The organism is Aerococcus sanguinicola (assembly GCF_008726925.1).
Lineage (GTDB): Bacteria > Bacillota > Bacilli > Lactobacillales > Aerococcaceae > Aerococcus.
Map to the genome: position 1 here is coordinate 171,444 of NZ_VYWO01000003.1, position 12,369 is coordinate 183,812.

Sequence of the window (12,369 nt, forward strand, 5' to 3'; positions counted from 1 at the left end):
GTATTGATTCAGGAGGATAAAAGATGGATTTAGAATTTGACAATTTACAAGATTTTGAACGCGGCGCTAATATCAAGGTTATTGGTGTTGGTGGTGGCGGTAATAACGCAGTCAACCGCATGATCCAAGAAAACGTACGTGGGGTTGAGTTCATTGTAGCCAATACCGATACCCAGGCCTTAGCCCATTCCAGTGCAGATGTTAAGATTCACTTAGGGCCTAAGATTGCCCGGGGACTTGGTGCTGGCGCCCAACCAGAAGTAGGCCGCAAAGCAGCTGAAGAGAGTGAAGACCAAATCCGGGAAGCCCTCCAAGGCGCTGACCTGATCTTCATCACTGCTGGTATGGGTGGGGGGACCGGTACCGGTGCCGCACCAATCGTTGCTCAGATCGCCAAAGAAGAACTGGGCGCTTTGACGGTAGGGGTTGTGACCCGTCCTTTCACCTTTGAAGGACCTAAACGTGGCCGTTCTGCTGCGGAAGGGATTGCCAAGATGAAGGAACATGTGGATACCTTGGTGACCATCTCCAACAACCGCTTGCTCGAAATTGTAGACAAGAAGACTCCAATGCGTGAAGCTTTTGGCGAAGCAGACAATGTCTTACGCCAAGGGGTTCAAGGGATTTCTGACCTGATTACGTCACCAGGCTATGTGAACTTGGACTTCGCGGACGTACGTACCGTGATGCAAGACCAAGGGACCGCCTTAATGGGTATCGGTTCTGGTCAAGGTGAAAACCGTACAGCAGATGCTACTAAGAAGGCCATTTCTTCGCCATTACTTGAAGTGTCTATCGATGGGGCAGAACAAATCCTCTTGAATATTGCAGGTGGGGAAGACCTGACCCTCTTCGAAGCTCAAGATGCAGCTGATATTGTTTCCGCCGCTTCTTCTTCTGAAGTGAACATTATCTTCGGGACCACCATCAATGAAGACTTGGATGATGAAGTCATTGTGACTGTTATTGCGACTGGGATTGACGAAGAACGTCGCCATGAAGAAAAGAAGGCCAGCCGTCAAAGTTCTGCCTTTAAGACAGGAGCACAAACGACACCTAGCCGCGACTATGGCAACCGTCCAGAACAATTCGAACAGAAACAAACGCCAAGTCGTCCTGCTCGTCCAAGCCGTCAAGACAGCTATGATGCTTGGGAAGCGCCACGCGATAACCACCGTCCAGCTGCTGATGACTACAATACTTACAATGCGCCAAATGAAAGCTATGGCAATGAGTTAGGGGAAGATGAACTCGATACCCCACCATTCTTTAGAAAGCGTCGTCGGTAAGCATGACCTATCAAGATAATGTACAGGCCGTCCGGGAACGGATTCAAGCTGTGCAGCAGGAATCAGCCTTGTCCTCTAAGGATGTGAGGCTGATTTGTGTTTCTAAGTACCATTCGGTAGAAGAAAGCCTAGGCCTCTACCAAGTGGGCCTAAGAGATTACGCAGAGAATTATGTCGACGGTCTATTAGAGAAGAAGGCAGCCATGCCCGACGACTGCACCTGGCATTTGATCGGTCCCTTGCAATCGCGTAAGGTCAAGGACGTGATTAATGAAGTGGACTACTTCCATGCCTTAGACCGCTTAAAGATTGCCAAGGAAATCCAAAAACGGGCAGACCATGTCATCAAGTGTTTCGTTCAAGTGAATGTGTCGGGAGAAGCTAGCAAGTCAGGTCTAGCCCCTTCAGAATTGGAGGGCTTTATTAAGGACCTGGCTGCCTATGACAAGATAGAAATTGTGGGCTTGATGACCATGGCCCCTCACGATGCCAGTGATGAAGCCATTCGATCTTATTTTGGGGGCCTGCGTGACCTAGGCCAGGCTGTTCAAGCCCTGGACCTCGCCTATGCACCCTGCTTGGAACTGAGCATGGGAATGAGCTCCGACTATCCTTTAGCGGTGGCTGAAGGGGCAACATGTGTCCGCATTGGCTCAGCCTTGTATCAAGAATAAACGGGGGATTTATGGCATTTAAAGATTTTGTCCAATCAATTTTTATTAATGAAGACCAGGATGTATACGATAGCTATGACGAGGACCTGGCGTCAGATCCAGAAGGGGCTGCCCCCTTGGCTAGAGAAGAGACCAAGCCTGAGGAGGATGTAGAGATGGCTGACCAAGCAAAGAAGACCAATCAAAAATTAATTCGTATGGACGGAGGCCGGCAAGCCAAGCAGCAGACCATCCAAATCTTCCTGCCGCGGATTTTTGGCGAAGCCGAACGGATTGGCGACCTACTCTTAGAGGGTAAGGGTGTCATCTTAAACTTTGACCGCATGGAAGAAGCTGATGCCCGGCGCTTCATCGATTATATCGCTGGCGTTGTCTTTGCAATCCATGGCGATATGCAGCGGATTGGCCAGGATGTCTTCCTAGCTGTTCCAGCCAGTATCGATATCCAGGGGGTCTACGAAGATCAAATCGACCCGAGTCACTACCGTTATGCGTCCGACCGCCGTTATGATCCATTCAAGGAGGAAGAAGACATCCATGACTAATATCATTTGGTTACTACAAGAACTCATCCGCCTGTACAGCTTTGTTCTGATTATCTATGCCCTCCTCTCCTGGTTTCCAGGGGCAAGGGACAGCAAGCTGGGGCAGCTGATCAACAGCCTAGCCGAGCCTTATATCTCCTTCTTTGACTCCTTTATCCCTTCTCTTGGAGGGATTAGTTTCAATGTGGTGATTGGCCTGCTCGTGCTCCAACTCGCCCAGCGCGGTCTAACGATTTTTTACTAGCATCAAGCGGCCTGTCCTCATTCTTAGTGCTTAGGGCAGGCCTTTTTACTAGGGTTAGGCGTCAATTTTTTGCTGGAGCAATTATTATTCCGGCTAATTTTTAGCGATTTCTTTCCCCTGGGCTCAGTCTTAGTGTAGAATAAAAGAAAGACTGAAGAAAGGAGGGCTCCAATTTGTCTGGAGACCTATTCCAACATTTTCCAGCTGAAGAGAAATTATTCGTCGAACAAGTGCTGGACTGGCAGGGCCAGGTGCTTGACCAATACCGGCCTGTCTTGTCTGACTTTCTCGACCCAAGGGAGCAAGCGATTGCCCAAACGGTCCTTGGCCAAGACCATCCAGACTATGCCTATGCTTTATGGGGAGGCTATGACCGGGCGGAGCGCCAGCGCCTCCTCATCTATCCCACTTATCTGGAGCCAGAGCGGGCAGATTATGAGCTGGTCCTGGTTGAAGTAAACTATGCCAAGAAATTCAACCAGTTGAGCCACCGGCAAATCTTAGGTTCTCTCTTGGGCCAAGGGATTGATCGCAAGGCCTTGGGGGATATCCTCACAGATGGTGACCGCTGGCAGTTCATTACTAGCCAAGAACTCTTGCCCTTCTTTGTCCAGGAAGTTGACCGGGTAGGGCGGGCTAAAGTCGCCCTCAAGCAGACCGCCTGGACAGACCGGGTCATTAGCCAGGAGCACTGGCAGGAGCGAACTATCAGTGCGGCTTCCCTGCGCCTGGACCTGGTAGTGGCGGAGGCCCTTAAGCTCTCCCGGTCTAAGGCTAAGGACTTGGTCCAAGCCAAGGCCATTAAGCAGAACTGGCAGGTCCAAGACCGCGTCGACCGGGAAGTAGCAGTCGGCGATACCCTCAGCGTCCGCGGTTACGGCCGGCTCTATATCGACCAAATCCTAGGCCAGTCCAAGAAGGGCAAGGTCCGTTTGGCCATTCAGTACCTAGCAAATCAATGAAAAGAGGTTGATGAGAATGAATGCAAGTGATTTAAAAGATAAGACCTTCAAGAGTAAGTTATCAGGTTATGATAAGCAAGAGGTGGATAGCTTCCTCCAAGAGGTTCGCCACGCCATGGATAATCTAGAAACCCTGAACCAGTACATGCAGCAGGAAATCTTCGAGAAAAATGCCCAATTGGATGAATTCCGGGGCAAGGAGTCGGCCCTCAACCGGTCCATCGTAGTGGCCCAGGAAGCCGCAGATAAATTACGGGAAGAAGCCCTCAACGAAGCAGAATTGATTGTCAGCCGGGCGGAAGAATCGGCTAAGGAGCTCTTGACAGAGGCCGGGGAACGCGCTGTGGCAGTAGACACGGAGACCACTTACCTCCAACAACACGGTCAGGTGCTCAGAGGTCAGCTCATGGGACTCATTCACAACAGCCAACAGAGCTTAGAAGATGAACGTTGGGATAAGATCTTTACGGCGCGCGAAGAAGCCCGGGGCCAGTGCCCGAACTTGGAAGACTTGATTGCGGACTTGGACCTGCCTGTCCGCAATGACAAGGCAGCGGAAATCTTCGACCTGGCCAATGCCCAGGTGGACGAAGCCAAGCAGAAGGAAGAATTCTTCAACAATGACCAAGTGGCGGTCATGCCAGAGGAGGTCAAGGAAGTGCTCGAACCTGAAGATGTCCAGCATCTCACCCAGGGCCAAGCTCCTCAAGAAGAGCCTGCCAATTCGGAAGTAGATAGCTCAGAGTCCGATCAAGGCCAAGAATTCGTCTTTAAGAATGCGGATGAACCAGATTATTAAGCGGTCTGGGCTTGAAAGATGAGAAAAATTTTAGTATCATTAGCCATGTATATAAAACGAACGGAACAGGGTCTTAAGGGGCGCTTATCAGAGAATCTGCGGTAGCTGTGAAGCAGACTAAGCTAAGCTTAAGATCATCATCCGAATGAGGCTCTGCTGAAAGGAAGTAGGCAGAGACGTTAGCGGCGTTAACGCTTTGAGAGTTGCTTGCAACTAAATTTGGGTGGTACCACGATTGCTTCGTCCCTTGCGGATGAGGCTTTTTTTATGTACGGATATGGATCAAAGAAAGCGGGGAAAACACATGAAGATGAAAGAAACCCTTAATTTAGGGAAAACTAAGTTCCCAATGCGTGGGAATTTACCAGTTAAAGAAGTTGAACGACAAAAAGAATGGGAAGAACAGGATATTTACGGCAAGCGCCAAGCCTTAAACAAGGACAAGACACCCTTTGTCCTCCACGATGGCCCTCCCTATGCGAATGGGGCGATCCACATTGGCCATGCCATGAATAAGATTGCTAAGGATATTATTGTCCGCTCCAAGTCTATGTCCGGTTACCGGGCGCCTTATGTACCAGGCTGGGATACCCACGGCCTACCGATTGAACAAGCGGTAACGAATTCCGGGGTTGACCGCAAGGCCCTGTCCACTGCCGAATTCCGTAAGATCTGCGAAGACTATGCCTGGAAGCAAATTGAAGGCCAGAAGGAAGACTTCAAACGTTTAGGTGTTGCCGGGGAATGGGACCATCCCTATGTGACCTTGGATCCTAAATTCGAAGAAGAACAAATCCGTGTCTTCGGTAAGATGGCGGCTAAGGGCTTGATCTACAAAGGCAAGCGTCCGGTTTATTGGTCACCTTCTAGTGAGTCGACCCTAGCTGAAGCGGAAGTAGAGTACCGGGATGTGGAATCCCCAAGTATTTATGTAGCCTTTAAGTTAAAGGACGGCCAAGGAAAGTTACCTGAAGACAGCGAATTAGTGATTTGGACCACGACACCATGGACCCTGCCAGCTAACCTGGGGATCTCTGTCCACCCTGACTTTATCTATTCCGTGGTTGAAGTTGATGGCCATCATTTCGTCATTGCTAAGGAACTCTTAGAAGATGTGGCGGAAACTTTAGGCTGGGAAGACTACCGCGAAGTGGATGAAATCAAGGGGGCTGACATGGACCGCATGGTGGCCCAGCATCCTTTCTACGACCGTGATTCCTTAGTAATGGTAGGGACCCACGTGACTGCTGATTCTGGTACGGGGCTTGTCCATACCGCACCTGGCCACGGGGAAGACGACTTCTACATTGGCCAAGCTTACGGCCTAGATGCCCTCTCACCTATCGACGACCAAGGCCGCTACACAGACGAAGCCCCTGGCCTGGAAGGCATCTTCTATGAAGACGGCAATGAGAAAGTCCTCGACAAGTTAAAAGAAGTTGGCGCCTTGCTCCATGTTTCTTACTTTACCCATAGCTATCCTCATGACTGGCGGACTAAGAAACCTGTCATCTACCGGGCTACCCCTCAATGGTTCTGCTCGGTGGATAAGATCCGCGACCGCTCGCTTGAAGCTATTGAGAATGAAGTGGACTGGCTCCATCCTTCAGGTGAAAAACGCATCTACAACATGATTCGTGACCGCGGGGACTGGGTCATCTCCCGTCAACGGGTATGGGGCGTCCCACTGCCTATCTTCTATGCTGAAGACGGCCAAGAAATCATCACTGAAGAGACCATTAACCATGTGGCCGAACTCGTTGGGGAACACGGCTCCAATGTCTGGTTCGAAAGGGAGGCCAAAGACTTACTCCCTGAAGGCTTCAGCCATCCCGGTTCACCTAACGGACAATTCACCAAGGAAATGGATATCATGGATGTTTGGTTTGACTCTGGGTCGACCCATGCTGGGGTCTTAGGCACACGGGATAATTTAACCTTCCCAGCCGACCTTTACCTCGAAGGCTCTGACCAATACCGGGGTTGGTTTAACTCAAGCCTCTTGACCTCAGTTGCCGTTAACGACCAGGCACCTTACCGGGCTGTGCTCTCCCAAGGTTTCGTTAACGATGGGGAAGGCCGCAAGATGAGTAAGTCGCTCGGCAATACGGTGTCACCGAATGATGTCTGCAAGCAACGCGGGGCCGATATCCTCAGACTCTGGGTAACGTCTGCGGATACCCTCTATGATGTGCGGATTTCTGATGATATCCTGGGCCAAGTCTCCGAAGCCTACCGTAAGATTCGGAACACCATCCGCTTTATGTTAGGCAACCTGACTGACTTCAAACCTAGCGAAAATGGGGTCAGCTATGACAACTTGGATCCAATCGACCAATTTATGCTCAACAAGCTCAATGAATTGGTTAAAGCGGTCGAAGAAGCCTATGAGCGTTATGATTTCATGGCTATTTACCAAGGTATTCTCAACTTCCTCACGACAGAAATGTCCAGCTTCTACTTGGATTACTCTAAGGATGTCACCTATATTGAGCTCGCTGATAGTCCTGCCCGTCGGAAGATGCAGACCGTGATGTACCAAGTGGTTAGGGACTTAACCCTCCTCCTCACCCCTGTGATCCCTCATACGACGGAAGAAATTTGGCTCTACTTGGAAGAAGAGGCAGATTATGCCCAGTTAGCTGAATTCCCTGAAGTCAAAGACTACAGCAATAGCCAAGAATTATTAGACTTCTGGAATGCCTTCCTTGCCTTCCGTGACGATGTCAATAAGAGCTTGGAAGAAGCCAGAAATGCTAAATTAATTGGGAAGTCACTCGAAGCGGACCTCATCATCTATGCAGATGCGGACACCCAAGCCAAACTGGCCCAAGTAGGCGACCAACTCCGTACCTACTTGATTGTGTCACAAGTTGAAATCAAGCCGCTCGAAGAGAAGTCTGACCAAGCCCATGATTATGGCCACTATGCCTTGGAAGTCGGTCAAGCCGATGGCGAAGTTTGCCAACGCTGCCGGGGTGTTTACCCAAGTGTGGGTCAAATCCCGGAAGCACCAACACTCTGCCAACGCTGCTATGACATTGTCAGCGAACACTTCCCTCAAGCCTTAGTTCAAGAAGAGGAGTAGAGCCATGTACCAGGGAATTGTAAAATCTTATTCAGCCGATAAAGGTTACGGCTTCATCGACTTGCCACAGAATCCAGAAGAAGACAGCCTCTTCTTCCATGCCTCTGCCCTCCAAGGGGCCTTTAGCCAAGACCTACGACCCGGCCAAAAGCTCCGCTTTGAAATTGCGGAAGGGGAACGTGGCCCTCAAGCTGTCAATATCCAGCTTGCTTAAGTATAGGAAATAAAAGACTGCGCGAATCATAAAAGGTTCGCGCAGTTTTGTTGTGTAGAGTAAAAGTTTAAGCTGCTAGGTGAAAGCTAGATGCCCTTATCCTTGGTATAAGTGTTTGTGGATGGAGAGGCCTTAACCCACACTCGCAGGATTTGTTTGTGGGTTGGAACTTGTTAACCCACACTCGCAGCTTCTGTTTGAGTGTTAGATATCTATAGGCAGCTAAGCGCGCATCTTCTCACACCCTGTAGTTGGGTTCAGGCTAGCAGAAATAGCTCCTCTTCAGCAAAATCCTGCCTTGATAGAATCATTTGCTCTTCTGATTTTCCAAGCTGCTAGCTACTAAAACAAGCACGTTTTAGTCATAACTTTAAAAGCATTTACATTTGGCATTTTTACTAGCTTCTCAATCATACTGTTTCGGCGATATAGCTCTGAGCAGGAATGCAGCTTTGAATTTGACCATTAGCCATGAATTAGCAAGCGAAGCGAATTATGGATCGTAGGCGTCAGCCGTACGAGCCCAAACCTGTTCCAGAAGTCAGCTCTGACTCCACTTCACAAAGGTTGGCTGAACCTTTGACAAGGTTCTTCCAGCCTTTGCTCCAGTGGTTCAGAGCTTAACGACTTCTGTCACACTCTAACTTTGAGTCTCGCTAGGTGAGAGACCTTGGCTCGAGCCGGTGCTGCTTTAGCCGTAGGAGCAAAGCGACGTACGGTTAAAGTACGAGACGGCACTAGCCGTCCTCGAACTGCTAACCATTTAATGGTCAAATTCAAAAGCGAAATGGATGCTCATCGCTCTTCAGGTCTAAGCGCGTCCCTCACACCCTATAGTCGGGTTCGGTTGCGCAGCTTCCTTGTCACTTCACAAGTCTCCGCCGCAGTCTGTGAGACTGCTCTGGTGACTTGCTCCAGTGAAAGGAAGCTAACCGCGCGCCCTCACACCCTTTTTAGTCGGGTTCGAGGATGCAGAAAGGGCTCCTCTTCGTAAAAGTCCGTCGAAGGCTTTCAGCCTTCTCTGGCCTCTTACTCCAGAGGTCCCTTTCTCCCGCATCCTCTCGCACCCTTTATAGTCGGGTTCGCAAAGGCAGAAAGGGAGTGACTTCAGCAAAAGGGAACGACCGGCTGTTAGCCGCTCTTATCCCTTTTGCCTCCAGTCATCCCTTTCTGAACGCTTTTGCTCACACCCTTTGTAGTCGGGTTCGGTTGCGCAGAAGTGGCTCCTCTTCACAAAGCTCCGTCGAAGACTTTCAGTCTTCTCTGGATCTTTGCTCCAGAGGTCCACTTCTCCCGCGCGCCCTCGCACCCTTACAAAAAAAGGCCATGCCCTCGAGGCACGGCCTTCTCTTTTCTTAGCTTGTCCGCTTGCTTAAGCGAAGCGACGCATGAGCCAAGAAACTAAGATGACTAAGATAACGGCGCCGATGATGGATGGAATAATCGCAATTCCTCCCCAAACTGGACCGAAGACTGGTAGCAATTTACCACCAATCCAGCTGCCGATTAAACCAGCAACAATGTTACCAATAATTCCAAATGGGATATCTTTACCGGCAATCCATCCTGCGATTGCACCAACGATACCGCCCCAGATAAGTGTCCAAAGCATATGATTCATTCCTTTCCTTTTTTTATATCTTAATTATAATACATTCGTGTATTAGAGGCAATTTATAGGACTGGACCTAGGCCCGGCGCCGGTCCATGTCCTTGAGCAGGCTTTCTTTGAGCCGGTCTTCCATGGTGATGAGCCGGCCTTCTGCTTCTTGCCGCTTCTTCCGTCCTTCTTGTTGGATTTGGAAGGTTTCTTCGATGGTGTGGACCAGGCTCTTTTGCACATGTTCCAGTGTTTCGATATCGACGATTCCACGCTCATTTTCCCGGCTGATTTCCAAGCTTGATTGTTCCAGCATATCCGCATTCTGGCGGAGGAGTTGGTTGGTCGTGTCAGACACTGCTTGTTGGGCCTTGAGGGCGTCAGTCTGCCGCTGGAGGGAGAGCTGGATCGCCATTTGGTTCTTCCAGAGGGGGATGGCGGTGTGGACCGAGGACTGGATCTTCTCAGCCAAGGCCTGGTTGGTATTTTGGATCAGGCGGATCTGAGGGGCTTGTTGGATAGAAACCTGGCGGGTGAGCTTGAGGTCGTAGATCCGCTTCTCTAGCCGACTGGCAAATTGGCGGAGGTCAGCGAGTTCCTGGGCGACCATCTGATTATCCGCTGCCTGAGCTTCCTGGATCTTTGCTGGGATGATTTCTTCTTCCAACTCTTGGTACTTGAGCTGGGCTGCTGCGATATAGATATTGAGAACCTTGAAGAATTCATAGTTCTCATCGTAGAGGCCGTCGAGGTCCTGGTTATCCTTGAGCAGTTGGGCTTGGTGCTGGTCCAATTGGGTCGCAATTTGATCGACTTGGACGGCAACCTGTTGGAACTTCGCATTGGCCTCATAGAGAGAAAGTTTCGACCGATTAAAGAAGCGCTTGATAGGGTTACTTTCTTTCTGTTGGAGCTTGTTCAATTCGCTCTCATTTAAGCGGTCCATGAGTTGGCGCAAGCTGACTCCAATTTCGCCGGTATCCTTATTTCGCACTTGGTCAATCATGGCGTGGGAGAATTGGTTGAGTTTAGACTGGGCCTTGCTGCCGTAAGCGGTCAAGCCGGATAAGTTCTTTTCATCGATCATCTTGGCCATGGCCTGGGCTTGTTGCTTTTCTTTGTCGGATAGGCGGTCGAAGAGGCTGGCTTCTTGCTTGTGGGGACTTGCTTCGAGGCTATTGTCTTCTTGGTCAAGGGCAAAGGGCTGGGCCAATAAATCGTCGAAATCATTGGAAAAATTATTCTGAGTCATTAACAACACTCCTTCTATATACTGAGTTTGAGAAAGTCTTGGTAGGATGCTTTAATTTCCTGGTTGACCTGGTCGAGTCTGTCCCGGCTGGCCGCTCGTTCATCGGCGTCTTCCCCAGCAGAGTCTAAGGCTTGGTAGTGGCGGAGTTCTTTCTCCAAGTGGGGGAGAAGCTGATAGCGAAAGTCTGCTGAATCAGCTAGCAAGTGGGGCTGTTGCTGGATGGCATGGAAGTAGGCTTTAATCTGTTTGGAGTTAACCTGGTCTTGGGCCCGGTAGCGTCTGCTGTCCCTAGTCACCATGAGGGGGAGGATCCGTTCAATTTGATCCAGGCAAGCGGCCATCTCTTGGCGGAAGTAGTGGATGTCTTGGTCGCTAAGACCGTGGTCCTTATAGTGTTGGTAGTTCTTGCGCGAGATACGAGGGGCGCGTTTTTTAGCTTCTAGGTAGTAGCAGATGGCAAAGTTAACCAACAGAATACTGGCTAGGGTCGGCCAGAACTTGAGCTCTAAGCCCCAAGCCGCTAGAATGAGGAAGACATTGAAGGGACTGTAGAGGACCTGGTCCCAGGCTCTTTTGCATATTTTCTTCATTGAATCGCCTTCTTTACTAATTTTAATGGTATTATAACAAGGAATAGCCGCTAGCCCATCCGTCTTAGGGATGACTTTGCCTAGGGAAGGGAAGAGTGGATTTAGAAGAATTTTTATAATTTTCCATGTATAATATAAAGTGATATTTTTGTGAAAGGATGGTCGGTCATGGAATTCGGTGAAAAGACAGTAAGCAGTGAGGTCATTTATGAGGGCAGCTTGTTGACCCTGGAGAAGCAGGAAGTGGAGATCTTCAATGGTGAAAAAGCCAATCGCGAAATTATCCACCATGCACCAGCCGTTGGAGTCATTGCGGTGGATGAGGACCAGCGCTTGGTATTGGTCAAACAATTCCGCAAGGCCATTGAGCGTCCCATTCTTGAAATTCCAGCCGGCTTAGTAGACCCTGGTGAAGACTTCTTAGCTGCCGCCAAGCGGGAACTGGAAGAGGAGACCCAACTGCAAGCTGACAACTGGCAGACACTAGATAAGTTCTATGTGTCTCCCGGTTATTTAGATGAATACTTGCAGATCTATAGCTGCCAGGACTTGACCCCAGTCAGCAATCCCCGCCCCCAAGATGACGATGAACATATCGAAGTCTTCCGCATGAGCCTAGAGGAAGCCAAGGTAGCTCAGGCTAGTGGGGACATCTGTGATATGAAGACCATCTATGCCCTCCAATACTTAGAAAATAAAATCTTAAAGGAAGGAAAACATGGCTAAAGATCCTTTAATTACCCGACAGTCTTACCGCAAATACCAGAAGAAGAAAAGAGAAAAGGCCCTAGCAGAAGCCAAGCAGGAGGCGGGCCAAAGCTCCAAGCAAGCGCAGCAGAAGCCGCAAGCTAGGGAGGAAAAGCCGAGAAAAAAAGCCCAGCCGTCTTCCCAGACCAATAAGCGGCCTCAAACTAAGGCCAAGGCCAAAGCTGCCCAGTCCTCAGACCGGGGCAAGAGCTGGCACTGGCGTCAGGGTCAAGCTGCCCAGCAGCTAGATGATTCGACGACTGAAGAAGTGGAGCCCCGGCCGATTGACGACTACCTGAACTGGGGAATTGGGCTTAGCCTCTTAGGGATTGTCATTGTCACTCTAATTGCCTTATTTGTATAGG

Annotated in this window: 13 protein-coding genes; 10 read left to right on the forward strand and 3 right to left on the reverse strand. The window is 49.9% G+C overall.

Features of this window, described 5'->3' with window-relative positions:
- Window positions 1-23: 23 nt before the first annotated feature.
- From ftsZ to F6I03_RS06125, 8 genes are all read left to right on the forward strand, one after another.
- Window positions 24-1,289: a cell division protein FtsZ gene (ftsZ, locus tag F6I03_RS06090; protein ID WP_070430586.1), complete on the forward strand. Its 1,266-nt coding sequence runs from the start codon at window positions 24-26 to the stop codon at window positions 1,287-1,289.
- Window positions 1,290-1,291: 2 nt separating this feature from the next.
- Window positions 1,292-1,963: a YggS family pyridoxal phosphate-dependent enzyme gene (locus tag F6I03_RS06095; RefSeq protein ID WP_070430587.1), complete on the forward strand. Its 672-nt coding sequence runs from the start codon at window positions 1,292-1,294 to the stop codon at window positions 1,961-1,963.
- Between the two features lie 11 nt (window positions 1,964-1,974).
- On the forward strand, window positions 1,975-2,508 hold the full coding sequence (locus F6I03_RS06100) for a cell division protein SepF (protein ID WP_070430588.1): 534 nt from the start codon (window positions 1,975-1,977) through the stop codon (window positions 2,506-2,508).
- Complete coding sequence (locus F6I03_RS06105) at window positions 2,501-2,752, forward strand: YggT family protein (protein WP_070430589.1); 252 nt, start codon at window positions 2,501-2,503, stop codon at window positions 2,750-2,752. The genes F6I03_RS06100 and F6I03_RS06105 overlap by 8 nt, the downstream gene beginning before the upstream one ends.
- Before the next feature lie 173 nt (window positions 2,753-2,925).
- Window positions 2,926-3,714: an RNA-binding protein gene (locus F6I03_RS06110; protein ID WP_070430590.1), complete on the forward strand. Its 789-nt coding sequence runs from the start codon at window positions 2,926-2,928 to the stop codon at window positions 3,712-3,714.
- Window positions 3,715-3,730: 16 nt separating this feature from the next.
- Window positions 3,731-4,513: a DivIVA domain-containing protein gene (locus F6I03_RS06115; protein ID WP_070430591.1), complete on the forward strand. Its 783-nt coding sequence runs from the start codon at window positions 3,731-3,733 to the stop codon at window positions 4,511-4,513.
- Between the two features lie 304 nt (window positions 4,514-4,817).
- Window positions 4,818-7,601 (forward strand): isoleucine--tRNA ligase, encoded by a 2,784-nt coding sequence (gene ileS, locus F6I03_RS06120; protein WP_070430592.1) that lies wholly within the window; start codon window positions 4,818-4,820, stop codon window positions 7,599-7,601.
- A gap of 4 nt (window positions 7,602-7,605) precedes the next feature.
- Window positions 7,606-7,815, forward strand: a complete 210-nt coding sequence (locus F6I03_RS06125) for a cold-shock protein (RefSeq protein ID WP_070430593.1) — start codon at window positions 7,606-7,608, stop codon at window positions 7,813-7,815.
- A gap of 1,372 nt (window positions 7,816-9,187) precedes the next feature.
- Here the strand turns inward: F6I03_RS06125 and F6I03_RS06130 are convergent.
- The 3 genes from F6I03_RS06130 to F6I03_RS06140 all read right to left on the reverse strand — a co-directional run bounded on the left by F6I03_RS06130 (window position 9,188) and on the right by F6I03_RS06140 (window position 11,257).
- The gene (locus tag F6I03_RS06130) at window positions 9,188-9,436 is read right to left on the reverse strand and encodes a GlsB/YeaQ/YmgE family stress response membrane protein (RefSeq protein ID WP_070429985.1); all 249 of its coding nucleotides are present in this window, start codon (window positions 9,434-9,436) and stop codon (window positions 9,188-9,190) included.
- A 67-nt stretch (window positions 9,437-9,503) separates the two neighbouring features.
- On the reverse strand, window positions 9,504-10,667 hold the full coding sequence (locus F6I03_RS06135; RefSeq protein WP_070429986.1) for a toxic anion resistance protein: 1,164 nt from the start codon (window positions 10,665-10,667) through the stop codon (window positions 9,504-9,506).
- 14 nt (window positions 10,668-10,681) lie between these two features.
- Window positions 10,682-11,257, reverse strand: coding sequence for a 5-bromo-4-chloroindolyl phosphate hydrolysis family protein (locus F6I03_RS06140; protein ID WP_070429987.1), 576 nt, complete (start codon window positions 11,255-11,257; stop codon window positions 10,682-10,684).
- A 168-nt stretch (window positions 11,258-11,425) separates the two neighbouring features.
- Here F6I03_RS06140 and F6I03_RS06145 point away from each other — a divergent pair, with 168 nt between their 5' ends.
- Both F6I03_RS06145 and F6I03_RS06150 read left to right on the forward strand, forming a co-directional pair.
- On the forward strand, window positions 11,426-11,983 hold the full coding sequence (locus tag F6I03_RS06145; RefSeq protein WP_070429988.1) for an NUDIX hydrolase: 558 nt from the start codon (window positions 11,426-11,428) through the stop codon (window positions 11,981-11,983).
- Window positions 11,976-12,368 carry a hypothetical protein gene (locus F6I03_RS06150; RefSeq protein WP_070429989.1) on the forward strand — a complete coding sequence of 131 codons (393 nt, stop codon included), beginning with the start codon at window positions 11,976-11,978 and terminating at the stop codon, window positions 12,366-12,368. The genes F6I03_RS06145 and F6I03_RS06150 overlap by 8 nt, the downstream gene beginning before the upstream one ends.
- Window position 12,369: the final 1 nt, after the last annotated feature.

What these genes read in the sequence shown, in the direction of transcription:
- ftsZ (WP_070430586.1), top strand. Translation starts at nt 24, where the DNA reads ATGGATTTAGAATTTGACAATTTACAAGATTTTGAACGCGGCGCTAAT.
- F6I03_RS06095 (WP_070430587.1), top strand. Translation starts at nt 1,292, where the DNA reads ATGACCTATCAAGATAATGTACAGGCCGTCCGGGAACGGATTCAAGCT.
- F6I03_RS06100 (WP_070430588.1), top strand. Translation starts at nt 1,975, where the DNA reads ATGGCATTTAAAGATTTTGTCCAATCAATTTTTATTAATGAAGACCAG.
- F6I03_RS06105 (WP_070430589.1), top strand. Translation starts at nt 2,501, where the DNA reads ATGACTAATATCATTTGGTTACTACAAGAACTCATCCGCCTGTACAGC.
- F6I03_RS06115 (WP_070430591.1), top strand. Translation starts at nt 3,731, where the DNA reads ATGAATGCAAGTGATTTAAAAGATAAGACCTTCAAGAGTAAGTTATCA.
- ileS (WP_070430592.1), top strand. Translation starts at nt 4,818, where the DNA reads ATGAAGATGAAAGAAACCCTTAATTTAGGGAAAACTAAGTTCCCAATG.
- F6I03_RS06125 (WP_070430593.1), top strand. Translation starts at nt 7,606, where the DNA reads ATGTACCAGGGAATTGTAAAATCTTATTCAGCCGATAAAGGTTACGGC.
- F6I03_RS06130 (WP_070429985.1), bottom strand. Translation starts at nt 9,436, where the DNA reads ATGAATCATATGCTTTGGACACTTATCTGGGGCGGTATCGTTGGTGCA.
- F6I03_RS06135 (WP_070429986.1), bottom strand. Translation starts at nt 10,667, where the DNA reads ATGACTCAGAATAATTTTTCCAATGATTTCGACGATTTATTGGCCCAG.
- F6I03_RS06140 (WP_070429987.1), bottom strand. Translation starts at nt 11,257, where the DNA reads ATGAAGAAAATATGCAAAAGAGCCTGGGACCAGGTCCTCTACAGTCCC.
- F6I03_RS06145 (WP_070429988.1), top strand. Translation starts at nt 11,426, where the DNA reads ATGGAATTCGGTGAAAAGACAGTAAGCAGTGAGGTCATTTATGAGGGC.
- F6I03_RS06150 (WP_070429989.1), top strand. Translation starts at nt 11,976, where the DNA reads ATGGCTAAAGATCCTTTAATTACCCGACAGTCTTACCGCAAATACCAG.